Consider the following 25,918-nt stretch of genomic DNA (forward strand, 5'->3'; position numbering starts at 1 on the left):
CTGCAAACCACCTTTACAATATTTCTACTATTCTATTCTCTTACAAGAATTTCTTTCTATAAGCTCCACTGGTATTATTTTATTAATTTTGAGTTTAGTCTTTCCATTAATCTGTTTTACTAGCAAATCAACTGCGGTTTTGCCAATTTCTTCACGATTCTGTCTTATAGTGGTTAATCTTGGAGTTACATACCTTGCTAATTCAATATCATCAAATCCTACTATAGAAATATCACCTGGCACACTTAATCCTTCATCTTTTAATGCATCTATTGCACCAAGTGCTATCTTATCAGCAGCTGCAAATACTGCTGTTGGTATTTCTTTCAGCTTTAACAATTCCTTCATTGCTCTGTAACCACCGCTAACATCAAAATTTATCCCATCTGCAATATATCCATCAATTACTTCCAATCCTAACCTTTCCATAGCTTTTTCATAGCCTTTTCTTCTTATATTACTTGCCCAATTATCTGATTTGCTAGCACCAATTATATGTGCAATTCTTCTATGGCCTAAATCATATAAATATTTAACAGCTAAATAGCACCCTTCCATATTATCTGACGCCACTGTTGATGTATCTTCATTAAACATATCTATTACTACAATCGGAAAATCGCTTTCTATAAGTTCCAATGTTTCTTTATCATTTGGGTCAGTACAAATTATAGCAATTCCATCCACAGATTTATACTTAAAATATTCCAAAAAAGTATCGTTCTTTAATCTATCATTTTTAGAACCAAATAACAATGAATATCCATATTTATCTGCTTGTCTTTTAAAAGCCTCTATTACGCCTGAAAAAAATGGATGTGTAAGTCCCACTCCAAGATTTTCGAAATATACAATACCTAATGTCCAGGTTTTCTTGGTTGATAAAAATTGAGCTTGTGGGCTTGGTAAAAAGTTTTCTTCATCAAGTATTTTTTTTATCTTAGCTCTAGTCTTATCACTTACATCTGGATAATTATTTATTACTTTTGATACTGTAGTTGGCGAAACTCCTGCAATTTTTGCTATTTCATAAATTGTACTCATTATATACACATCTCTCTTCTTCAGAAAATTTCCGATTATTGTTCTTGCACAATAGTATAAATCGAATTTGCTTTTAGTTCAATTATTGTACTTACTTCATCTATTTCTAATTTAACCAATTTATCTTGGTTTCCTTCATTCATAATTACCATACATAAAGAATTATCTTCATTTATACAACTAACTGCATGTATTTTTTCACCATTGACATTGCTATAAATTCTTTCTGCATTTTTCTTTATAAACTTACTAAAATGTGCAATATAAAAAAATGAACTATTGTAATGAACTTTCTTTGTTACACTGTCAATTATTACTGGAGCATCACACAAATTATTAACATGATTTGGACCTCCTGTTTCATCAAGAGCAATGTTCCAATCCAACCAAGCTTCTATATAATTATTTAAATCTCCAATTATATTTCTACCATACCTTTCTCCTGTATCCCAAGATTCTAATTTTACTCCACCTTCTTGACATCCTTCAGTAAAAATAATATGTTTATCAGTAAACTCATCATGAACCTTTGATGTATTAGAAAATTCTTCAGAAACATACCAGTGTATTCCTGTTCCCCATACATATTTAGCTGCTTCCTTATCTTCAAGCACGGTTTTCGCTCTATCATAAACTATATCTCTATTATGATCCCAAATTATTATCTTCTTATCTTCTAATCCATTTTTATGCATTGTTGGTCCCAAGAAGTATTTCACAAAATCCCTTTCTTCTTCAGCTGTATACAAACAAGAATCCCATACCTGACATGCAGCTGGTTCATTTTGAACTGTAACTCCCCAAATATCTATGTCTTTTTCTTTCATCTTATTTATATATTTTACATAATAATCTGCCCACAATTGTTTACAGTCTTCTCTAAGCTTACCGCCATTATTCATTTCACCATTGGTTTTCATATATTGTGGAGGACTCCATGGACTTGCTAATATATTTAAGTTATCATTAGCCATCTTTTTAACTTTTCTTATTAATGGGAGTACATATTTTTCATCCCTTTCTAAGGAGAATGTTTCTAATGTTGTATCTCCATCTTCTACATAGCTGTAATTTCCTAAGGAAAAATCACAACTATTTATATGCACTCTGGCGAAGCTATAACCTATTCCTTTTTCTTTACTATAATAAGATTCTAACACTTTTTTTTGTTTATCTTCTTCTATTTTAGAAAGAGCATAGGCACTTGCTTCTGTTAAAGCTCCTCCAAAACCAAGTATCTTCTGATATTTCCTATTAGTATTTATTTTAACACTATTTTCAACTTTTACATCCTTATTTATAATAAAATTTTCTAATTCATAGCACTTTAGTCTATCATCTGTGTTTTTAGACGTTACATATACATTAAATTTATTCATTTTTATCCTCCTAATTTATAAGATAGCAGCTTGAATTTCTACTATTTCTTTATTTCTAATTCTTTCAGCAAATTCCATGCATACTTCATTTCCTTTAAATGTAGTTACACCGTTATTCTTATCAATCAACCTAATTTCGACTATACTTCCTTTTTCTTGTCCAAAAGTATCTTTATTGTTTACATTCGTATAAACAAGCTTTATATCGCCTAAAATTGTTGTAGTTAAAACACCATTGTTAAAGAAATCTTTCGTCAAAATAGGATTTAACCTAAATTTTAAAATTTCATTTTCACATGTAAATAAATTTTTTCCTACCATCATCAATTCCCAAATATTAAGCATTTCTACAGTAGTGCCACTTAATCTTGCTACAAACCCTCTTCCGTGATTTCTTTTATCAGGATTACTGCTGCTTGCAATAAAGGATGAATTTTCTAATATGCTTCTTCCATATACTTCTGGATTCATAAATGGTGGAAGTATAGTTTTTATATCATTAAAAAATTCTTCATATAATCCATTTTTTATTAACTCTAAAATATATTTAAATTCCATATGCATAAATACAGATTCTCTTTCAAGCCACCCAGCTGTGAAGGTTCTAGCTCTTCCGATTTCAAACGATACATCTTCCAATGACTCTGAAGTTTTATACATCTTTAATTTTTCATCATAAATGCCACTATTTTTAATTGACTTATAAATTTCTTTCTTTTCTTCAATATTTAATTTTGTCTTAAAATATCTAGCAGGTCCTTCTAAAAATAGCGGTAAAAAATTAACTTTGAACTCTATAGGCTTTATTTTTCGATTATCATCTATTTCATACCTTTTCGCCTCATAATACATAAACGTAGGAATGTTGTTTTTATTCATACTTTTCGCTTTTTTAATTCCTAAATCAATTTTAGAAATCATATTATCTATAATAGCCCTAATGGTATTAGCATCTACATTACAAACCTTCCCACTTATCGAATATTTAATTTTTTCCCTATACTCCTCTCTTATATAAGAAACTTTATCCCAATATTCTATTTCATCTAATTCGTTATTTAACTGCAATGAAAGTAATTCTTTTACTTTATATACTGCTTCATAAAATTCCTCGGGTATATTTACATGATTCTCCACAATCGACATATTTTCTTGTATAAATAGCAGCAATCTTTTTAATTCAGCCGTTTCTGCAAAACTTGAGCCTAACAGTCCTGGTAGTCCATTCATGGCGTCATTCCAACCTGGCTTTCCTGCTTCCATTTCTATTCCAATTCCCATAGGATCTAAAGTCATAAATTTAATTCCTGCAAGAATTAATAGTTTTGTAAATAAATTTGTTTTATATAAATTGCCGTTTTTATCACAAATCCAATTATCTTTTAATTTTTCTTTTTTTCCTAATGCTGCATATTGCCTTACTTTTCCATGATCCAAAACATACTTTTCACTTCTTGGCAAAACATATTCTGGCGAATTATAAAATTTATAGCTTTCATTTTCAATTAATAATTGTCTTATTTTATCTGGATAAATATTTAAATACTGCTCTATTAAATCAAGATTGTAAGTCCAGTGATCAATCCAAAAACCTTCTCCAAACTCTGCCTCTATTTCTTCTTTTGACAACTCTATAATACTATTCATTAATTCATTTATTTTTTCACTTTGAATATCCCCTATACTTCTTAAAGCAGAATATAATTCACCTAATGTAAATCTGTCACATAATACTTTTTCCAGTTTTTGTAGATCGCCTCTATTAAATAACTTTAATATCTGCTCTTTCACCTTGCTGTCTATATAAAATTTTTTACCTTCAATAACCAAAGGATTATAACCATCTAATTGTATTAAATCACTAAACAATTTAATATTTTCTTCTTTAGTAAATGGATGAATATACACATCCATTCTTCTATTTTGATTAACGTCTCTAAAATTTCCATTTCCTTGAGAATAAAAGTTAGGTTCTATGCTAAAAAAGTTATAATCCCTTTCTAAATCTCCATGTTTTCTTGAATATACATAATAAACCTTCTTATTATGATCACCTACCTCTAATGGATATCCTCCTCTTAAGACATTATCTATATAGCATTGTTTTATATAAGCATCAAATAAAGGATATGAAGATCTAGTATAGACGTTTTTGCTAATATTTTCTATTATTTCATTGCTTTCATTTACTTTAGCATTAAAATAGTTTTTATCACATATTTTATCCAATGATTTGTTAATATCTTCACTATTGTTCATATAACCTATGTAGCTATATATGCAAGTTTTATCCTTTCCATGTAAAAGTGCTGCTTTTCCTGTAAACGCACAAGGAACTTTATTATAGCAAACATCATTGTTATTTTGTAATTCCTCAATATTAACATTTTTAAATTCCAACGGTTTACTTAAAGATGTATCACATCCAAATATATTTTCTGGATCAACTATTGGATCTAAAATATTTTTATTTTCATCGAAAGCCACATAAAAATAACCGCTTTCCACTTTATCAACTTTTGTTGTATCTCCTGTTGAAGATCTAACTTTATATATAGCAGTTTTATCTTCTTTAATTTCTCCCTGCATCCAGCTTCTTAATGTATTACCACATTCTTTATATTCCATATTTTTAGATCCATATGGTAATATAGCTGATAATCCATCTAATATTTCAATATTAATTTTCTCATTAGATTTATTTATGATTTTCAGTTTCCTTCCTAATGCTGAAAATTTCTCATTAGGAAGTGTGAAATAGGTGATTTCTATATTTATATTTAATTCATTATTTATTTCAACTAATCTTAATTCATTATTCTTTATTTTTATAATTCTTTTTATTTTTTCATTTGTAGTCACAGAAAATGGTTCATAAACAAATTGTTTTTCCTCAGCTATAACTTTCAAGAAAGTTCTAAAACCATTACTATATACCATCTTATAAGCCTCATTAGCTGGAAAAAATTCCATTATGCAATTATTTTTATCTCTTATTCCAATACTACTTATAGCCTGTCCTCTATTAACATAGAACGACCACATGGGAACTCCTTCCACTCCAGCAATACCTGATAGAAAACTAGCAAATGGAGCTTTTTTATCATAGTTTTCTATAACATAAAATCCCAATTCATCTATAAAATCGTTTTTTATTATATTCTTTGTCTCCATAATAAAACACCTCTTACTTAATTTTTTATTCTTTAACGCCACCTGCTGATATGCTGCTAATGATATATTTTGAGAAAAACGCAAAAGCTATCATAATAGGTAACGCAGATATTGCAACTGTTAAGTAAGTTGCCCCTAAATTATTGACTATATCTTTTGATGCACTTAATGAACCTACCATAACTGGCAACGTAAATTTCTTTGGACTAGTTAACAACACTAATGGTATCAAATAATTATTCCAAGATCCTATAAATACACCTATTGACATTGTTGCTATTCCGGGCATCATAATTGGCATGCCAATTTTATGAAATGTTTTTAGTTCACTAGCTCCATCCATTCTTGCTGCCTCAATTATTGACATTGGCAATACTGAAGTTAAATATTGCCTTAAGAAAAATACTACAAAAGGACTTGCTATAGCCGGTATTATAAGTGGTATATAACTATCCATCAAATTTAACTTATTTACCAAATCATAAAATCCTAACAATCCTAATTGAGCTGGAACCATCATCAATACTAATATTATGGTAAATATGAAATCTTTACCCTTAAATTTATAAATTGCAAAACCATACGCTGTTAAAGCTGAAAAATACCCTGTTAAAAATGTACAACATACTGAAATAAACAAACTATTTCCAAGTCCTCTAAATATATTAAAGAATCCAGACATCAACTCCCAGTTTTTCATCAATGCATTTCCAGGAATAAATGTAAATCCAGACATTATCTCTTTACTGTCACGTGTTGCATTAACTAACATGACCAGAAATGGAGCTAAGCACAAAATGCTTAAAAATATTATTGCCGCGTATATTATAATTTTTTTGATTTTCGTAGCCATTATTTTGCCCCCTTCTTCCTTACTGAATGATACATAGATTTAAATGTAAATGCTGAAAATATTGCAATTATAATAAACATTACATAGGCAATTGCTGCTGCATAACCAACATTATTATATTTAAATGCAGTATTATATAAGTACATAACCATAGTATTTAACGAATTAGATGGGCTTCCAAGTCCGTCTGTAATCAAGAATGGAATATCAAATATTTGAAGGCCTCCAATAAGTGAAGTAATTGCAACATACAACAAAATTGGCTTTAAAAGCGGCAAAGTTATTTTACCAAATATTGTCCATCTTCCTGCGCCATCAATAGTTGCCGCTTCAAAATAATCTTTAGATATACCTTGAACTCCTGCCATTAAAACTATAAATGAATTTCCAAACCACATCCATGCTCCAATAATTGAAACTACAAGCGGTGCTGTTTGTGTTTGTCCTAACCAATCTATTTTGGAATGTATTATTCCAAGATTTAATAATAATTGATTAATTGAGCCATATTGCCAATCCATTAAGCTTTTAAATAAAAATGCTACTGACGCAGCTGAAATCAAATTAGGCAAGTAAAACAATGCTCTAAAAACACTTAATCCTTTAATCTTATATTTTATATCACTAAATATAATAGTTAATAAAAATGCTATTCCAAGTTGAAGTACAATATTAATACCCCAAATTTTCAATGTATTTAAAAAAGCAGTCCAAAAAAGTTTATCACTTAAAACACGAGTATAATTATCAACTCCTATAAATTTTGCTTCACCAAATCCATTAAAGCTAGTAAAACTTAAATATAAGGTTCTTAATATAGGATAAATGCTAAATACTATAAATGTGATTAGAAATGGCAATATGAATAAATACCCAAATTTATTTACATCATTTATACCTTTTGCTCTTTTAGGTTTTAATTTTACAATGCTGGCTTTTGCTTCTAATGCACTCTTATCTAAACTCAAATTCTTCACCTCTATCTAAATTTTTTAAAAGGTGAGGAAAATCCTCACCCTTTTACCCATTAATTAGGTACTTCTATTTGTGGATATACAGTTTTAACATTTTTATAGAAATCTTTCAAAGCAGCTTCTTTTGACATTTTACCTTTTTGAATTGATTCTATTGCTTGTCCAAAGAATTTTCCAATTTGATCATCATATTTAGTAACCAATGAGTAATCAACTTTTTTAGCTTGCTCTAACCAAAAAGCATAAGTCTTTTGACCGCCAAAGGCTTCATTTTTCATATCCTTATTAGCCTCAAGTGCTGCAATATTCGAAACAACATCACCTTTTGATTCTTTAATCCACCATTTAGCTGTATTCTCATTTAAAGTACAATACTTAATAAAGTTCCAAGCTGCTAATTTATTCTCACTATAGCTACTAATAGCCATAAATGTTCCACCAGCGAAATATGCATTAGGTCCTGTTGTGACTCCAAATTTACCAATATTGTTCTTAGCATTATCTCTTATTATTAAACTTCCCCATGTTGGTAATGCATATGAGAATACTTCAGTTTTAGCTGCTTTAGGATTTGCTTTCTTTAAATCCCCATTACCAGTATCTGTTGGAATTGAACCTGCCATTGACGCATACCAAGCTGGAGACCATTGGGGTGCAAATGCAACTAATTTTTCTTGATATAACTTTACAGCCGCATCTACATAAGCTAATCTATCTTTTGTAACCATTAATTTTTTATCCTTAACCCATGGTTCAGGATCTTTACCATAAACAAAAGGTGCTAAATCTCCTGTATCTGCAAATATTTTATATCCTTTAGCAGATAATTCTTTAGCTGTTTCAGAAATCGCATCAAAATCCTTAAACTTTCCAGCAATAAAATCTGGATCATCATTTCCCCAAACAGCTTTAGCTATATCTCTACGATAAGTAATTCCACCTGCAGTAACTTGATAACTTAAAGCTTTAACTTTCCCATCTTTAGGATCTTTACCGGCTTCATATACATAATTTACAATTTGATTTTTGTATTGCTTTACATTATACGGTTCTTTTGTTAAATCTTCGCAAAATCCAGCTTCAAAATAATTTGGAATCATTTGAGGCTCACCAACTATAATATCTGGAATTTTTGATTTACCTCTCAATGCAGTTGTAACTTTGGTTACATAATCTGCTGGAGCTATAACAGTGACTTCAACTTTTTTTCCTGGGTTTTGTTCTTGATAATGTTTTGCAAAACTCTTTAAGTCATCTGACAATGTCCATACTACTATTTTTCCGTTTCCATTATCTTTTGCTGTTTTACTACTTGATCCACATCCAACAAGCGATGTTACTATTAATCCTGATAAAACAAGTGACATTATTTTTTTAAGTTTCATAAGACATTCCCCCTATAATTAAATAAATTTTTACTAAAGAACAATATTTATTAAATTAGTTCTTTTCAAAAAGAATTTTAGCTTTTCGAAACCAGTTTCGAAAAACTGTAAAAAAAATTGCAATTTTTTTTTTGGCTTTTTTAGCTTTTAAAACAAGTTTTGAAAATTTGTAAAATAAAAGCTCCAATGTTTCATTTAAAATACAAAACCGATTTCGAACATGCTATCATGCCATAAATAACGTTTACAAATACATTGTATACCCTTTTTTAGATTTTGTAAAGTTCTTTATTTTTTATTTAATTAAATTATCTTTGAACTCAAGATAAAATAGAAAAGGACATTTAGTCCCTTACTATTTTATTTTGATAATTCCACCTCCACAAGAGAAGAATGATTTTTAACAATTTCTTAGATTAATGCCCACATAAACGCACTAATCATACCATTATTCCCCAGCTGATGCAATTTCATGTGAAATAAATATTACAGCATCTCATATTCTACTTAGTATTTAAACATACACCTCCATGTTTCCTTGCCCACTATTCCATCGACTACAAGCCTTTCACCATGATTTCTATTAACATTTATCTGAAAGTCTTTTACTTTACGTTCAGTACCTCTTCCAAATATACCATCTATTGATGCTCCAACACGCCATTGTATCCATCTTGTTGCATATTCATAGTGAGGATAATTTACTCCAGCTGTTGGATAACTTCTTATTTGATTTATGGCTCCCCAAGTCTTTATTCCTGGGATACCATCCGCAGAAAGACCCATTATTGTTTGAAATTTTTTAATTGAAGCTGTAGTAGCTAATCCTAAAATTCCATCAACTACAAGATTTGCATTTATCATACTGTTTAACTCTTGTTGCAGCCTTATAGATAAATTATTATTTGAGTTAGTGGAACTATTTGACTTAATATTAAAACTTGGGCCACTAACATTTAAATCTACATTTCCATTTACCCCATTAACTCTTCCAGTTGATGAATACTGCCATATAGCATAAGTACCCCACTTTGGCGTACTTGGACTTGACACTCCATAATGTGCTATCCACAAAGGATACCTTGTTATATTTGAATTTAGATGAAGATTTATATAATTAGGATTACAATAAATTAGCGCAGTAGTTATAGATGATATGCTATTTAAAAAAGCTAAACAAGCTTCTGTCATATCTCCACTGCATTGTTGTTCAAAATCTAAAACCACAAAGTCTACATTTGAAGGACAATTTTGTTTAAAAAAGCTAGCCTCCCTAATAGCACCAGCTTTATCTGTAAACCTTGCGAAATGGTATGCTCCAGCAATAATTCCGTTATCCTTCGTATTCGCTACATTTTGCTTTCCGTATTTATCTATAAAAGTACTTCCCTCAGTAATTTTAGAAATTATAAACCCATATCCACTATTTTTTACAGCAGCAATGTTTACACTTCCATTTAAATTGCTAATATCTATCCCATTCATCAATCATTCCTCCTAATGTTAACAGAAAAATCTTAACCCTTATATAATCATAATATTCATTTTATGCGTAGATTCTCACAAAAAAGATATTTAATATTAATTTGTGAAGCTATAAGTATAGTTTTAAACATTATAAAAAGCAGTCTTTAAATACTGACTGCTTACAAAAGGTTATTTTTCATGTTTACTTAAATTAGAAAGTTTTGATTGTTATATATACGAAAAGTACAAATGATGCTATGCCTATTATGTGGTCAAGTTTAGAACCACTTTTTACAAGTTTTAAAGTCACTTTACTTTTCATTGGATACATTAATTCCACTCCATTATTTGTAATCAAATCAGCTAATATGTGTGAAATAAATCCTATGGCAAAATATGATGACATTTCTCCAATAAGCATTCTAAATCCTATGTAAAACAAAATGAGTCCTAATATACTATGTGAAAAGCTTCTATGTTTGGTAAGCTTACTAAATGCAACACATGAGGCTACTACAATAATGCCATATTCAATCATTGAATTGGGTTTATAATTAAATTTAATTTGACTAAAATGTATATTTCCTTTATAAACTACAAATCCAGCTATAGCCAATATAACAAAAATATAAGCAAATACTGTCCTACCAAAACTGCTTATTTTACTTGTTTTAATATCTATATCTGGCATTAAAGCACCTATCATTCCTAATGAAAGCCCAATGATAAATTTTTGAGGTGTTGGGTGACTTGTTGATAAAAACGCTGCAGATGCAGCAACTCCTATTGTCATGTGCGTCTTACCTGTCATTCTAATACCATCCTTTGTGAATTTAAATTTCCAGAACGAATGTTCTTATTCATTATATCACAAAGCATATAAACTAGGCTAGATAAATTTATTAGGTAAATAAGGTTCCACTATTATAGAATTTCCCTTTAATTTAGCTACTTCTGGATAACTAGGTTTTTCATCATTATCCGGCGATCTAGAAATCCTCTTAGCAATCTGCAAAATTTCAGGTTCAAGCTTAAAAGCAGCTATTATAGCTCTTTCATTTCCATTTATGCCTGCATGAACTTCGCCTCTTAAAACTCCAAATACAATTATATTACCTGCTGCATAAACTTGAGAACCAGGATTTACATCTCCAATTATTACTATATTTCCAGAATAATTTACTATTTGTCCACTTCGTATTGTTCTACGCAAAAATTTAGTTCTTCCTTCATATATTCCATTAAAAACTTTACTGCTTTTTTCTTCAAAATCTTCAAAGATACAATCTTTTATAAGAAATTCATCAAAAAGAATATCCTTAAGCCTTCTTAAATTTCTATCACTTATCTCCTTAAGAGATATTGTTATTCTTAAAGTAGCACCTTTATAAAATCTCTTGCCTTTAGATAGTTTTTCTATTAAAACCTCCAGCATCTCATCAAAATCTCTAAAATTATTTATGCTTATTACTACATTAAGTCCTTCTCTATTTCCTTTTAGCACTATTCCGTCTTTAAACATATTAACCCTCCACACATGTTTAATGTAGTCATTTAATTATAATTCAACATTTTATTATAAAATCCTTCTTTGTAAAGTATAATTTGAATTTTAATATAAAAATATGCCACTTCAATTTTAATATGAAGTGGCATGCTTAACAAAATACTAACTATTTACCATCAGTCTCTGCTGCTGCGTCCATTGGAAATTCTTTAGGGAAGTTAGCTGTTTTTTCTATTTTATTGAAATAAGCCTCGTATATAGCCTTTGCTACATCAGTACTTCCGCCTCCGAATCCACCATCATACAGTATAGTAGCAACTGCAATTTTAGGATTATCTGCTGGTGCGAAGCCAACATAAAGTGCATAAGATGTTCTACCTATTTTTTGCTCAAATTCATTAGTACTAAATGGGTCTGCCGTACCTGTCTTACCCGCTGTTTCAAATGGGAAATTACTAAACTTACCAGCTGCAGTACCAATAATGTTAACCTTTTTCATTCCCTCTTTTACAGTGTTAAGTGTTGACTGGCTTACTTTAGTATCTTCAATAACTTCAGGGTTATTTTTAAATACTACACTTCCATCGGTAGGATCAGTTATTTGATCTACAAGGTGTACTTTATACCTCTTACCACCATTTGCTATAGTAGCAATATAATTTGCAATTTGAAGAATAGTAAAGTTATCATTACCTTGTCCTATAGATGCAAAATAGGTATTAGCTGGATATCTTGCTTGATCAACATATGTTGCTACAACACCATTTACTCCTCTAAGAATAGAATTCATATCCGTATCTGAAAGCGTGATTCCTTTATAAGTAGGACTACTTTCCATAAGTTTATTAAACAACTCCATAAATTTATTCTTATCAAGTTTACCTGAAATAATGGAATTTTTTATTTCACTTTTTATACTTGCTTTCAAATTTGCAACTTCTTTAGTATCTGAATCACTGGTATATAAATCTATAGATAAATCTCTTTTCATATAGGATTTATTTTTAAGATCCTGCATAACCTTCCATGCAGCCTGCTGTCCAAAGTTACTTCTTATACTATAGGAGTTGAATACTTGACCAAAATTTTCCTGTATTTCAATTCCCGTTGATGCACTTACACCTGAATTCGGCTGCACTCCAAGCCCAAATTTCCATGCATATTTTGCTATTATATCTTCTCCAAACTTTTGTCTTAACCATCTACCAACTGACATAAAGTACGTATTACTTGACTTTGCTATAGCAGTAACTAAATCAATAGTACCCATTGCTCCATCAGCATCAAATCTTGCTATTATCTTACCATTGTCAGTAAAATAGCCAGGATCATCTACAGATGTATATGGTGTTATTACTCCTGTCTCAAGTCCCGCTATTGCTGTAAGTGGCTTAAAAGTTGAACCTGGAGGAGTAAGACCTAAAGTTGCATAATTGTAAAGAGGTTTTGCCAAATAATCATAGGCATCTGTTCTTTGCCCTGTACTTTTATCTATAGGAAACATAAAATCCTTTTGCTCTTGTGTTAAATTTAAATTTTTTATCTGCTCATCTACAGTTGGAAAATACTTTTTCATAGCTTCATCAGAAAGACCATTAGGATTTGCAAAGTCATTTGGATTAAAATTAGGGTAAGATGCAAGTGCTATGACTCCACCAGTATTTACATCTATAGCAACTGCTGCTCCTCTTGTAGCATTTCCAGTGTAAGAATTATGAGGGCCATCTGGATTTTTACGTAAATTCTCTAATGCTGTTTTAAGCGCTTGTTCTGCTGCATATTGAACATCAGCATTTATGGTTGTTTTAATATTTTGACCTGGATAAGCATCTTTACTTGCAAATTCGTTTATTACTCTTCCATTTTTGTTTACTTCTACAACTCTTCCACCAGCAGTCCCCTTCAATCTATCTTCTTCTGCCGCTTCAAGGCCAGATATTCCTATAAGATCTGAACTTACATCATATCCTCTTTCAGTATATGAATCCGATTCATCAGTACTTGCTGGCGTTATTTTGCCTATATATCCAATTACATTTGACGCAAGCTGTCCATAAGGATAATTTCTTATAGGCTCATCTTCTATATCTACTCCAGGTAATTCATTTAGCTTTTGTAAAAACGATATAGCTGTTTCCCTTTTTACATTGCTTGCAATATCAACAGATTTATATCCAGAATAACTTTGCATTTTAACTGCATCTCTTACAACCATAAATCTCCTAATATCATCTAGAGTACATTTTTTACTTACAGTTTTTCCATCTATAGTAATGGTGTAAGAGTCAGGTATATCATACACTTTTTTACCTCTGAGCTTTTCAAAAGCATATTTAGGTGATACCTTAAGTAAATAACTTTTTACCTTATCCTGTTCAGCAGTTGTGAGAGCATCCCACTTTTTGCTCCCATATAAATTTTTTATTATATTATCTCTAAAACCTCTATCAGATAAAAATTTTATGGTATCAATTTTTATTTCACTAGGATTCGTAGTGTTAAAATCAAAGGAATAGGTGCTGCCATTTATTTTTATTGGAAAGTCATCACTTTGAGTTTCACCATTTTTATCAAGCATATAAAATACCTTTGCCATAGTATTATAAAATACTTTCTTAGTTGAGTCTGTTTCCAAATAAGTAACATTATAACTTTGCTTCGTTGTAGCAAGAACTTTTCCTGAGGAATCTATTATATTACCTCTTGCCGCATCTTCCTTTATGAACTTGTGAGCCTTAGTATTAGCTTTTGTCTTATAAGTTTGCGCATCAACAATCTGCATATAAACGAGTTTTGTACATATAGCGGAAAATACAATTAAGATAATAACGGTTAAAGCCGTAAATCTTGTAAATTTCTTTTCCTTATTTTTTTTCATATGTGGTATCTCTCCTTTAAAATCCCCATTTTTTAATCATATAATCTTTTTGACACAACTTATATACAGCTTTATACATAAAAATGGATACAACAAAATTATAAAGCGCATTATAAAAACTGATGTTTACATTTGTATTTTCGCCGCACATATATAAAATAACGAATATTAATAATCCTTTAACAAAAGTCATAACAAATATACTTATGGTAGGTATAAATATTTTCTCTTTAAAAAGATTTTTACCTACTATTCCTGCTGCAAAACATATTAAAACATTAGTAAACAAATTAACTCCAAATCCATTAAAGAAATTAATATCCTGCAAAAACCCAGTAATAAGCCCAATCCAGAGACATGACCAATCACCATTTACTATAGAGTAACTTAACGCAAATACAAATAACAGGCTAGGGGAATAGCCATTTATACCAATGAATGGAACTACGCAATTATCTAAGATTTGTAGCAATAAAATTATTACTGCTAATACAATATACTTTTTCATACAAAATCACCTGACATTTTAGTTATCATATTTAATTTCTCTCTTATCCTTAGGGATAACTACAGTGACTCTTTCAAGCTTATCAAAATTTACATATGGCTTTACTATAGCCTGCTTTTCCCCTTTACTAGCATTGGTTTGAACGCTTATTACCTTTCCAATTAGTATATTCTTAGGATAATATTCTCCAATTCCAGAAGTACGTATTACATCTCCATTTTTGATATCAGTATTTAAAGGCAGCATTATAAGCTGAGCTAAATTTTCATTATCACTATCTACATATCCTTTTAAAACGCCGCTATTATCACCTGTTCTATTTATAGAAGCTGCAACTGCTGTGCTTTCATTGCAAATAGTTTCAACTGTAGAATAATTAGTACTTACAGAAGAAATTATACCTATAAGGCCATCTGCATTTAATACTGCCATTCCCTTAGCAATTCCATCCTTACTTCCTCTGCTTATTATATAACTTTTTAATACGTTTCCCCCGCTGTTTCCAATTATTTCACAGCCAATATATTTAAACTCGTCCCTATCTGTTTGAAAATTAAGCTCCTTTTTAAGTTCATCATTTTCTTTTTTTAAGGAATCATATAGTAAAGCCTTCTTCTCAAGCTGCGAATTTCTATCTTTAAGAGCAGCATTTTCACTCTTAACATCAGAAAAATTAACGACAAAACCCAAAAAATCTTTTATATTATCATTTATTTTATAAAAAAAACCCTGTACTGTATTAAGTGTTGTTCCCACACCATCTTCAACAAAAGATGCACTATTTCTTTTGAAGCTGTAAGCAATTAACATCAAAAAGCTAACTGACAGAACAATTATTGTTACTGTCAGCTTATTTTTAAAAAGTTTCATTCTTTATCCTTAATCGTCAGATAATTTTTCAAAATGGTCTAAAGCTTTTCCAGCTCCAAGTGCAACACAGTCAAGAGGTGATTCGGCTATATGTACAGGCATATGGGTTTCTTTATTAATTAAACTATCTAATCCTCTAAGAAGTGCACCGCCTCCTGCAAGCATTATTCCTTTATCCATAATATCTGCTGCAAGTTCTGGTGGTGTTTTCTCTAGAGTTAATTTTATTGCATCTATTATTGCAGATACTGGCTCATTCAAAGCTGACCTAACTTCTTCTTCTCCAATTTCTATATCCTTTGGAAGCCCAGTAACTAAATCTCTACCTTTTATAACCATGATTTCTTCAGTATCATTAACTTTGAAAGCAGATCCTAAAGTCATTTTTATATTTTCAGCAGTTCTTTCACCAATCATAAGATTGTATTCTTTTTTTATATAACTTATAATTGCTTGATCAAGCTCATCACCAGCAATTCTAAGTGATTTACTTGTAACAATACCTCCAAGTGATATTATTGCAACTTCAGTAGTTCCTCCACCTATATCTACAATCATACTTCCCATTGGTTCTTCTACAGGAAGTCCTGCTCCAATAGCTGCTGCCATAGGCTCTTCCATAACTTTTACTTCTCTTGCACCAGCTCTTTTAGTTGCTTCCTTAATTGCTCTTCTTTCAACTGCTGTAACTCCTGAAGGATGGCATACAAGTATTCTAGGACTTGCAAAAGCACTTTTAGCACTTGTTTTGCTTATAAATCTTTTAAGCATATTTTCTGTAACATCAAAATCTGCAATTACTCCATCTTTTAATGGTTTTATTGCAACTATATTACCAGGAGTTCTTCCTATCATTTTTTTTGCTTCTTCACCAACAGCAAGCACCTGCTTATTTCTAGTGTTTATTGCTACTACTGATGGCTCCCTCAATATTATACCTTTTCCTTTTATGTAAACTAAAGTATTTGCTGTTCCAAGATCTATTCCCATGTCTCTAGATATTCCAAAAAATCCCATTAATTTTTCTCCTTTCAAATCTATATTATTCCTTTTTCTTTTAAACTTATATAAACTCCATCCCCAATAATTATATGATCCAACAACTCTATACCTATTATTTTTCCGCATTCTTTGAGTCTCTTAGTTATATTAATATCCTCAATACTAGGCTCAGGATCCCCAGATGGATGATTATGACATATTATAATAGATGCTGCATGTTTAACTATAGGTTCATTATAAACTTCTCTCGGATGTACTATAGAAGAATTCAAGCTTCCAACTGAAACATCAGAAATTTTTATAACTATATTTTTTGTATTAAGCATAATAACATAAAGATGTTCCTTGTCAAATACCTTAAGCTCATCCATAACAAGCTTAGAGGCATCCCTAGAATTCAATATTTTATAATTTTCACCAGACTTATACGATTTAAATCTTTTAGATAATTCACCTAAAGCTAAAAGCTGAACAGCCTTAACCTTTCCTATTCCTCTAACCTCTACAAGTTCATCAGCCCTTGAATTTAAGAGTCCATTAAGCCCTCCAGTGATTTTTAAAAGCCTCGTACTTATAGAAAGTATATTTTCCTTAGATGTACCATTTCCAAGTATAATGGCAATAAGTTCACTATTTGATAGTGTTTCCGCGCCATATCGTAAAAGTCTTTCTCTAGGTCTTTCATTTAACGGTAAATCTGTAAGTCTAAAATTATTATTCATAATTTATCCTTTCTTATTTTAGATTTACCCCCATCTCTAAAAACATTTTATATAATTTATTTAAAGGAAGTCCTACAATATTATAATAGCATCCTCTAATTTCTTCAACAAAAATTGCTGCTTTTCCTTGAATTCCATAGGCACCTGCCTTATCAAGGCTTTCTCCAGAATCAACATATTTCTTTATTTCATCGGCAGAAAGCTTTGAAAAAACAACTTCTGTACATGCATAGTCAACTTTAAAAATATTTTTCGATGCATTAAATAAAGTAATACCTGAATATACTCTATGGATATTTCCACTTAATGTTTCAAGCATAATTTCAGCTTCTGAAATATTTTTTGGCTTTCCCAATATATTATTTTGGATTTCTACTACAGTATCACATCCAATTATTAAAATCTCTTGTTCGAGTAATTTAGCATACTTTGCTTCATTTTTTATCTTATTTGAAACATCCTCAGCCTTTGCTTTTGCAAGTTCAATAACATATTCGGAAACATCTCCCCTAAATTTTATAGTTTCTTCGTCAAAACCACTTTCAATAACTATAAAATCATCTGTGATTTTTTTTAAAAGCTCTTTTCTTCTTGGAGATGACGATGCTAATATTAATTTCAACTTTTCACTTCCTGACTTTCTTATATATTATTATTGCCAATATCATACATGCTATAGACATTAAATTTACATTTATATTAACTCCAAATGTAAAACTTAAAAATTTCAGATCAATTACAAATGGCTTGGAATTTCCTATATTGTAAGAAACTTTAAGAAAGCTAAGTCTAGCAAAATGATTTCCAAGTATATCACCTACTAAAGTTCCTCCAACACCACCGATTAACATAAAAAGCAAATAATATTTAAAGTTTCTATTATAATTATTCACCTTAACCCCACCTTAATCACATCTTATATAGTTTATCATTTAATATATCGTTAAACAAGTATTTAAAGAATTATTCAAAAAAATTTACATTAATTTAAAAAAATATAAAAGGAAGAGACTTATTCTTCCTTAAATTATGTCATTTTATTTTCTTTAATTCATTATATAGAAACAAATTTAGATTCTTTATATAGGTCTTATCTATTTTATCTGGAAATTTACTAGTATAAGCCATAAATTCTTTAAGTACAGCATAATTGTTATTACTTTCATTTACCTTTTCAAGGTTTTGACACCACTGTTTAACAGATTTAGTTTGTATATCTTTAACATCCTTAGTTGACAGCCTATTTATTATTTCCAAATATGCATCTATAATTTTCCTTATTTCAGTACTGCATTCATCATCATTATCTAAAGAAATTGTTGTTCTGCTTAAATCTATACTATTGCTTTTAATCAATTTTTCTGCACCAGAATAGTCTTTCTCGTTAACTACACCATAAATAACCTTGTAGTACTTGCCTTCTTGTACAATAAATGGATTTCCAATGGTGCTTAACTTACTTAAAAGTGCCTGAGCATTCTCTTGTTTCGCATTAACTCCACATTGTATAATGAAGTATTTTGAAGTATTTTGTGCTACAGCATTGCTTTGAGTTTGAGACTTCAAGCTGCTGCTTTTCACCTTTGATCCTTCATTTGCAAATATTAATTTAAATATTCCGGTTCCTATAAAAAATGACAATATAAATATTATAATTACACAAGTAAAAAAAACATGGTCATCATTTTTCTTTTTAAGATTATACCTTGTATACCTCATTTTTTCATCTCCTAAAGCTTTTTTAGTTTTAGCTATCTTCGCTATATTTACATTTATATTAGCTTAGGAAAGTTATTATTCGTTTAATTTATCTTCTGAAGTATAAGCAAATCTTCTTTATGTTTATAATTTGTATAAAATTCTTTATTAACTCTTACTACCTTAAAATTAATTTCATTTAAAATTTTTATAGTATTTTTTTCACTTTGAGCAACACCCGTTAAGAAACACGATACTCCAAAACTCATGCAAAAGTAATTCATCATATTTTCAAGAATAGACTTTTGTTCTTCTTCATTTATAAGATCTTCATTTACACAAAAACACGATATCCATACCATATTTTTAGATTTAAATTCTATTCTTCCTTTTAGTATTCCTGAAAGGTTTCCCTTTTTATTAATCTCCAGAAAAAATTCACATTCGCTCATATAATACTCTAAAAATCTCTCATATAAATCATTAAAGTTAATATAATATTTCAAGTCCATATGTTGTGATATAAACCATTTTTTTAAATTATGTATATCTTTTTCTTGAATACTTTTTATACATATATCACTAAATTTAACATCTATATCAAACATAATGTCACCCCTTAATAGTTAATTCTACACAAATTTAATTTTCCCTTTTACATTAGTATAAAAAATAAAAAGAGTGAAGGAATAATGTTTCAGAACGTTAAGTAAAATTAATAAATCTAAATGAGTACATTTTGAAAGTTATAAGTATTTTCAAAATGTATCCATAAGATTTATAAAATTTTATTTAAATCATTCCTTTAACACTATTCCTTCACTCAAGTTAAAATCACCAAAAACTTTTCTTCGCTTTACTGCGAAAAATATAGTTTTAAAACAATTCATCAATGTCTACGCTTATGATTCTTGGCATTAAAAATGGCATGTCATAATCAAAAGAGTTCCTATAATCAAAATTTTCTGAGTAAGGACAATGATGGCGGTCCATGCTGTAAAGATACCTCATATATGGGCACTGCACCATGTCATGTCCATGCCCATATTCCATCATATTATTAGGCATTTGTTCGTATTCGTAATCAAAACCATTATATTCCATTTTACCTCCACATACTATTAAAATTACTCATCTATAAAAAACTATGTTGGTGAAACGGATTTTAATACAAAAATTATAATTATTTTAAATTAATACTATATTTTGAATAAGTGTTACTTCTTATAATTATTCAAAACATATCTTATATTAACGAAACTCCATCTACATCCATAGTTAACTCTAATATTCTCCATTCATGCTGCAGTCCCTTTAAAAATACACTCATTTTTTTAAAATAATCAGTATTATTTTCATCTACTATAGATAAAAGTGTTGAGCCCGAACCACTTATAAATTCGCCATAAGAACCAAGCTCTCTTGACCTAATGAAAATCTCATCTAAATTATGTATAAATTTTTTTCTATATGGTTGATGAATCCTATCTTCAAAGGCAAACTTAAGTTTTTCATTTTCTCCATTGTTCAATGCAGAAACAAGCATAGCCGCTCTTGAAATATTAAAAACAGCATCACTTCTCGAAAAAGATTCTGGAAGAACTTTTCTTGCATCTGAAGTGCCAACTTTAAAATTTGGAATCATTGCAGCATATTTAAAATCAGACTTTATATTCACCTTGGAGTATACTATATTTTCACCTCCAGCAATACTTGTTACCATCCCCCCCATAAGCGCAGGAGCTACATTATCTGGGTGTCCCTCTATACTCACAGCTATTTTAAGCATTTCATCTACAGATAATTTATCTTTAAGCATCTTATTTGCTGCGAATATTCCTCCCACAATACAAGCAGCACTACTTCCAAGTCCTCTTGACATAGGTATATTGGACTTAGACATATCAATTTTAAAGTTTTTGTAAGGACTATTGCAATATTCATAAGTTTTTATAATGCTTTGATATGTTAAATTACTTTTAAAATCATCATCATACTTATTTTCAAATAGTTTTATCTCAGTTTCACCATTAACTTCTTCAACTTCAATTTCGTTATAAAGTTTAAGTGCTATACCAAATGTATCAAAACCAGCTCCCATGTTTGCACTTGTAGCTGGAACTCTAACTCTAACCATTACAAACACCCCAATATTTTTTATTTATTATTATTCCATAGCTAAGATTTCAACCTTTAGCACATTTTCAATGTTTTTAAGCTCATTCAAAAGCATTTCAATACTGCAATCTACTTCGCTTATATCAAAAGTGATATTAACATTTGCAGTATTATTTATAGGTATACCCTGATTTATTGTAAGTATATTGGCATGCCTTTGTGCCAGTTTATCTAGCACTGTAGAAAGCGTTCCAGTTCTATGTCCAATAATAAAGGAAACTGTCACTTTATGACCTTTAAGCCCTTCCGAAACTGTGAATACATAATCCTTATATTTATAATAAGTACTTCTACTAAGTCCGACATTTTTTACAGCTTCTGTTATATCCTTAACCTTACCAGAACTAAGTATCTCCTTAACTTTAATTACTTCTTCAAACACATCAGGCAAAACCGATGAATCTATTAATAAAAACTTTTTTTCTCCATTCTTTCTTATGATAATCACCGCCTTAATGTTTTCATGTTGCAAACAAATGTATGTTGAATAAAAACTAACGTACTTATAATAGCATAAAACTTCATTAAAAACAACCTTTTATACTTTTTATATAAATTCATATATAAATATAGTAATATCTCTAAAAAAATATTATAATTAAGTATACAAATTATATTAGGGGGTAGTTTTTATTATGACAGCAGATGAACACTATAAAATTGCATTAAAAAAAGGTAAAAGTGATTATTCCTTAAATGGTTCTCTGCAATTCCTAGAAAAAATATTAAAAGATAAAGAAATTGTTGCTACTATAAATTTAGGAATTTTTGAGATACCTTTAAAAAAAATAATAGGAACTTATTCACACCTTAGAAGTGTATGTTTTTCAAAAAACTTCCTTCCTTTAATGGACGAGAAAACAGAATTTTGCGGTAAATGGGTTGCTCTGTGCAATTCACACCTAAATGAAGGAATTAATCATCCAATAAAAGTTTATGAATATTTAAATCAATACTTTGTAATAGAGGGTAATAAAAGAGTTAGCGTATTAAAGTACTTCGATGCCTTTTCAATTTCATCAGAAATTATAAGACTAGTTCCTAAAAAGGATAAAAAAAATATAACTAATTCAATCTATTACGAATTTTTAGATTTCTACAATAAAACTAAAATAAATTCAATATGGTTTACTAAAAAGCATAGTTTTAAAAAGTTAACAAAACTTCTTGAAAACTATACCCCTCCAAAAGACGATATAGTAAATGATAAATATAAACATTTTGTTTCTTTTATATATAATACTTTTAGATCAGTCTATTTAAACATGGGTGGTGAAAAACTTCCAATTACAACTGGAGATGCATTCCTTGAGTATGCTAAAATTTATGGAATAAACGAACCAATTGATGAAACGCAGCTTTCAAAAACCATGAAAGAATTTATGAAGGAACTACTCCACTTTAAACAAGATGATGTAGAAATCCAAACAGATTCAGATGACAACCCAAGTAGTATGCTTTCTACTCTTTCAAATTTAATAGGTCCATCAAAAAAATTAAAAGTTGGTTTTGTTTATGCAAGAACTATTGATTCATCAGGTTGGACTTATGGACATGAACTCGGCAGGCAATATGTAGAGGAAATCCTTTCAGGACAAATTTCTACTAAATATATTGAGAATGTTCCTGAAAATGAAGACGCATATTTTTCAATAAAAGCTTTGGCAGACGACGGTTACAATGTAATTTTTACAACAAGTCCTATTTTTAGGACAGCAACGCTAAAATGTGCTCTTGAATATCCTCAAATTAAATTCTTCAATTGTTCAGATGATAAACCTTATGAACACATGAGCTGCTATTTTGGAAGGATTTACGAGCCTAGATTTTTAACAGGACTTATAGCAGGCGCTATGACTAAAACAAATTTGATAGGATATTCTGCTACTAGCCCAACTTCGGAAGTAATAGCTTCTATCAATTCCTTTGCACTTGGTGCAAAAATAGTTAATCCTTATTCAAAGGTCAAGGTTTCTTGGACAAGAGAGTGGAATAGTCATGCAAAGTTTACAAACAGCGATTCAGTTTTACTTTCAAAAGGTTGTGATATAATTTCCAATAGAAATCTTAAAATTCCAAGAGATGAGACAAAAAAATATGGAGTTTATTCCATGCTTTGCAGCTTTGATAAGGATAAGAACATTCCAAGTAAATATCTTGCAGCACCAATTTGGAACTGGGGCATTTATTATGAAAAAATATTAAACAATATATTGAATGATACCTTTAGAACAATTTTAAATATGTTTAATTCTAATTCTAAACTTATAAGCTTTTGGTATGGTATGGATGTTGGTGTCGTAGATATATACTATTCTAAAAAATACGTGCCAATTGAAGTCCAAAGGCTCGTAGAAGCTATGAAAAAGATGATTACAACTTATGAATTCACTCCATTTATGGGACCAATTTACGATAATAAAGGAAACTTAAGACTTGAAGAAGATGAAGTTGCACCTTCAGAAGACATTTTATCAATGAAATGGTTTGTTGATAATGTAGAAGCTGATGAGTACGTAAAATAATGCAAAGTAACAGTGCTGAAGGAACGATTTAAAAAGAATCCAATAAATCTTGATAAAAAATTGTAAATACTTAGAGTCTTCAATTTGTTTGAGAGCAGCGAGTTATTGAAAGCTCTTAGGATTCACAATTTTTTTACCTTAGATTTATGGATTCTTTTTAATGTTGCAAAGCACTGTTACTTGGCATTTTTATCAGTACTCAACAATATAGTGATCATATGCATTAATAACAGTAGTATTATTATACTTAATTATCCTTGGCTTCATGCCATAGCTTAAATGAACATGTCCATGAATAAAATACTTAGGTGAATACTTATCCATAAAATCAACAAAACACTTAAACCCTTCATGGCATAAATCCTTTTCATCACTTATGTCTTTTGGTGCTGCATGTGTAATTATAATATCACAGCCCTTATTTAAGAATAATTTAAGCCTTAGTTTATTAAGCCTTTTTTTCATCTCACGTTCAGTATAAACAAATGGACTGTTGTTATATTTCATACTTCCACCAAGACCTAATATTCTTATACCTTTATATTCAATAAGTTTATCATCTATGCATTCGCACCCCTCAGGTGGTCTATTTAAATAACCATAATCATGGTTGCCATGAACATAAAATAGAGGTGCTTTTATCATGGTTACTAGAAAACTAAGATAATCCTGTTTTAAGTCTCCACAAGATAAAATAAGATCTATATCTGAGAATTTATCTTCTTGAAAGAAATCCCATATGTACTTTGATTCTTCATCTGATACCAATAATATTTTCATGGGTTTAACCAACTTCCTCTTGTGTAAACGTTAATAAGTAAATTATACCACACGAACCCCCCAATAACAATAAAAAATCCATAATATATAAATCATGAATTTTCTATTGTTTTATATAATAACAACAATATTTCATATACCTCTTATCTTCTTCTACATCCAGAATTAGAACCAGAACCATAGATAAAAAAGTTGTTCTTTAAATGTTGAACATTTGAAAATTCTACTTCTATTTCATTTGAATCCCTCTCATATCCAATATCTACTATTAGCCTTTCTTTGCATCTTACCCCATCATTTGTTCTAATTATTATCATTAAAAATAAATTATTTAAACTGTTATATATTTGTTCTCTAGTATAAAGTCTTAAAAGTGCAGCAATATTATATGTTATTCTAAAACAATTAGCGCTTGTATTAGCTATTTGATCCTTTAGCCTAAAAAGTAAATTATTTAATAGCCTAATATCTAACTCTGTTAGATTAGTATCATTAAAATTAAAACTTATTGATGGCACTAATATCCTTCCTCATTTATTGCTATTAATATATTATATGCATTTTCATATAATAGTGATTTTAATTTTTTATATAAATAAAATTATAAGTATCAAATTCTAATTTATGAGGATAAGCTTTGGATTTACAATTTTTAGGTTCTAGGTTGTTTATCTATATATGCGGACATCAGCAAAAGAAGAGACCAGAAGCCTCTTCCTTTTAACATATTATGTCCAAAATACCGCTGCCCTTTCATTGACACCTATCCATTCAATAGGTGGGTATTCTCAAAGATTACTCTATCTTCTTTTAAGTACAAATGCACAAAAGATACATATCATAATCCTCTATTGAATTCCCTTATAGCAACTGTAGGTTCAAGATAAGAGCCTCGCAAATATTTCAGAAAACCATTACATTCATGTTTAATCTAATTATATCATAATTATTAATAAAATCAATACTATAAAATA

24 protein-coding genes and 1 other RNA gene are annotated in these 25,918 nt (G+C 29.7%); 1 reads left to right on the forward strand and 24 read right to left on the reverse strand.

The window, feature by feature from the left end; genetic code table 11:
- Positions 1-27 precede the first annotated feature (27 nt).
- The 21 genes from LQK79_RS05825 to LQK79_RS05925 all read right to left on the reverse strand — a co-directional run bounded on the left by LQK79_RS05825 (position 28) and on the right by LQK79_RS05925 (position 22,096).
- On the reverse strand, positions 28-1,044 hold the full coding sequence (locus LQK79_RS05825) for a LacI family DNA-binding transcriptional regulator (RefSeq protein WP_231015876.1): 1,017 nt from the start codon (positions 1,042-1,044) through the stop codon (positions 28-30).
- 35 nt (positions 1,045-1,079) lie between these two features.
- The gene (locus tag LQK79_RS05830) at positions 1,080-2,423 is read right to left on the reverse strand and encodes a glycoside hydrolase family 30 protein (RefSeq protein ID WP_231015877.1); all 1,344 of its coding nucleotides are present in this window, start codon (positions 2,421-2,423) and stop codon (positions 1,080-1,082) included.
- Positions 2,424-2,438: 15 nt separating this feature from the next.
- The gene (locus tag LQK79_RS05835) at positions 2,439-5,597 is read right to left on the reverse strand and encodes a hypothetical protein (RefSeq protein WP_231015878.1); all 3,159 of its coding nucleotides are present in this window, start codon (positions 5,595-5,597) and stop codon (positions 2,439-2,441) included.
- Between the two features lie 25 nt (positions 5,598-5,622).
- Complete coding sequence (locus LQK79_RS05840; RefSeq protein ID WP_231015879.1) at positions 5,623-6,450, reverse strand: carbohydrate ABC transporter permease; 828 nt, start codon at positions 6,448-6,450, stop codon at positions 5,623-5,625.
- Positions 6,450-7,418, reverse strand: coding sequence for a carbohydrate ABC transporter permease (locus LQK79_RS05845; RefSeq protein WP_231015880.1), 969 nt, complete (start codon positions 7,416-7,418; stop codon positions 6,450-6,452). The genes LQK79_RS05840 and LQK79_RS05845 overlap by 1 nt, the downstream gene beginning before the upstream one ends.
- Positions 7,419-7,477: 59 nt before the next feature.
- Positions 7,478-8,809, reverse strand: coding sequence for an ABC transporter substrate-binding protein (locus LQK79_RS05850; RefSeq protein WP_231015881.1), 1,332 nt, complete (start codon positions 8,807-8,809; stop codon positions 7,478-7,480).
- A 507-nt stretch (positions 8,810-9,316) separates the two neighbouring features.
- On the reverse strand, positions 9,317-10,294 hold the full coding sequence (locus LQK79_RS05855; protein WP_231015882.1) for a GH25 family lysozyme: 978 nt from the start codon (positions 10,292-10,294) through the stop codon (positions 9,317-9,319).
- 193 nt (positions 10,295-10,487) lie between these two features.
- On the reverse strand, positions 10,488-11,087 hold the full coding sequence (locus LQK79_RS05860) for a metal-dependent hydrolase (protein ID WP_231015883.1): 600 nt from the start codon (positions 11,085-11,087) through the stop codon (positions 10,488-10,490).
- Positions 11,088-11,165: 78 nt separating this feature from the next.
- Positions 11,166-11,798, reverse strand: coding sequence for a septum site-determining protein MinC (minC, locus tag LQK79_RS05865; RefSeq protein WP_231015884.1), 633 nt, complete (start codon positions 11,796-11,798; stop codon positions 11,166-11,168).
- A gap of 151 nt (positions 11,799-11,949) precedes the next feature.
- Positions 11,950-14,661 carry a peptidoglycan D,D-transpeptidase FtsI family protein gene (locus LQK79_RS05870; protein WP_231015885.1) on the reverse strand — a complete coding sequence of 904 codons (2,712 nt, stop codon included), beginning with the start codon at positions 14,659-14,661 and terminating at the stop codon, positions 11,950-11,952.
- A gap of 16 nt (positions 14,662-14,677) precedes the next feature.
- Entirely contained in the window at positions 14,678-15,169 is a 492-nt protein-coding gene (gene mreD, locus LQK79_RS05875; RefSeq protein WP_231015886.1) for a rod shape-determining protein MreD, read from the reverse strand.
- 18 nt (positions 15,170-15,187) lie between these two features.
- A complete protein-coding gene (gene mreC, locus LQK79_RS05880; protein ID WP_231015887.1) occupies positions 15,188-16,039 on the reverse strand; it encodes a rod shape-determining protein MreC in 852 nt (283 codons plus the stop codon).
- Positions 16,040-16,048: 9 nt separating this feature from the next.
- Complete coding sequence (locus LQK79_RS05885) at positions 16,049-17,056, reverse strand: rod shape-determining protein (RefSeq protein WP_231015888.1); 1,008 nt, start codon at positions 17,054-17,056, stop codon at positions 16,049-16,051.
- 20 nt (positions 17,057-17,076) lie between these two features.
- Positions 17,077-17,763: a RadC family protein gene (gene radC, locus LQK79_RS05890; protein WP_231015889.1), complete on the reverse strand. Its 687-nt coding sequence runs from the start codon at positions 17,761-17,763 to the stop codon at positions 17,077-17,079.
- Positions 17,764-17,776: 13 nt separating this feature from the next.
- Positions 17,777-18,385 (reverse strand): Maf-like protein, encoded by a 609-nt coding sequence (locus LQK79_RS05895; protein ID WP_231015890.1) that lies wholly within the window; start codon positions 18,383-18,385, stop codon positions 17,777-17,779.
- Positions 18,386-18,389: 4 nt separating this feature from the next.
- Entirely contained in the window at positions 18,390-18,656 is a 267-nt protein-coding gene (locus LQK79_RS05900) for a DUF4321 domain-containing protein (protein ID WP_231015891.1), read from the reverse strand.
- A 139-nt stretch (positions 18,657-18,795) separates the two neighbouring features.
- The gene (locus tag LQK79_RS05905) at positions 18,796-19,482 is read right to left on the reverse strand and encodes an SPOR domain-containing protein (RefSeq protein ID WP_231015892.1); all 687 of its coding nucleotides are present in this window, start codon (positions 19,480-19,482) and stop codon (positions 18,796-18,798) included.
- 83 nt (positions 19,483-19,565) lie between these two features.
- Positions 19,566-20,069, reverse strand: a complete 504-nt coding sequence (locus tag LQK79_RS05910; protein ID WP_231015893.1) for a GNAT family N-acetyltransferase — start codon at positions 20,067-20,069, stop codon at positions 19,566-19,568.
- Positions 20,070-20,337: 268 nt separating this feature from the next.
- On the reverse strand, positions 20,338-20,565 hold the full coding sequence (locus LQK79_RS05915) for a hypothetical protein (protein WP_231015894.1): 228 nt from the start codon (positions 20,563-20,565) through the stop codon (positions 20,338-20,340).
- Between the two features lie 142 nt (positions 20,566-20,707).
- A complete protein-coding gene (gene thrB, locus LQK79_RS05920; RefSeq protein WP_231015895.1) occupies positions 20,708-21,598 on the reverse strand; it encodes a homoserine kinase in 891 nt (296 codons plus the stop codon).
- Between the two features lie 30 nt (positions 21,599-21,628).
- The gene (locus LQK79_RS05925) at positions 21,629-22,096 is read right to left on the reverse strand and encodes an ACT domain-containing protein (protein ID WP_407928521.1); all 468 of its coding nucleotides are present in this window, start codon (positions 22,094-22,096) and stop codon (positions 21,629-21,631) included.
- Between the two features lie 178 nt (positions 22,097-22,274).
- Here LQK79_RS05925 and LQK79_RS05930 point away from each other — a divergent pair, with 178 nt between their 5' ends.
- Complete coding sequence (locus tag LQK79_RS05930) at positions 22,275-24,164, forward strand: BMP family ABC transporter substrate-binding protein (protein WP_231015897.1); 1,890 nt, start codon at positions 22,275-22,277, stop codon at positions 24,162-24,164.
- Between the two features lie 192 nt (positions 24,165-24,356).
- Here LQK79_RS05930 and LQK79_RS05935 read toward each other — a convergent pair whose 3' ends face one another.
- The 3 genes from LQK79_RS05935 to ssrS form a co-directional block, all read right to left on the reverse strand.
- Positions 24,357-24,944: a metallophosphoesterase family protein gene (locus tag LQK79_RS05935; RefSeq protein ID WP_231015898.1), complete on the reverse strand. Its 588-nt coding sequence runs from the start codon at positions 24,942-24,944 to the stop codon at positions 24,357-24,359.
- 143 nt (positions 24,945-25,087) lie between these two features.
- Positions 25,088-25,462 (reverse strand): hypothetical protein, encoded by a 375-nt coding sequence (locus LQK79_RS05940; protein ID WP_231015899.1) that lies wholly within the window; start codon positions 25,460-25,462, stop codon positions 25,088-25,090.
- A 209-nt stretch (positions 25,463-25,671) separates the two neighbouring features.
- Positions 25,672-25,857, reverse strand: a non-coding RNA gene (gene ssrS / locus LQK79_RS05945) — 6S RNA.
- Between the last annotated feature and the right edge of the window lie 61 nt (positions 25,858-25,918).

Source organism: Clostridium guangxiense, assembly GCF_021043395.1.
Taxonomy (GTDB): domain Bacteria; phylum Bacillota; class Clostridia; order Clostridiales; family Clostridiaceae; genus Clostridium_S; species Clostridium_S guangxiense.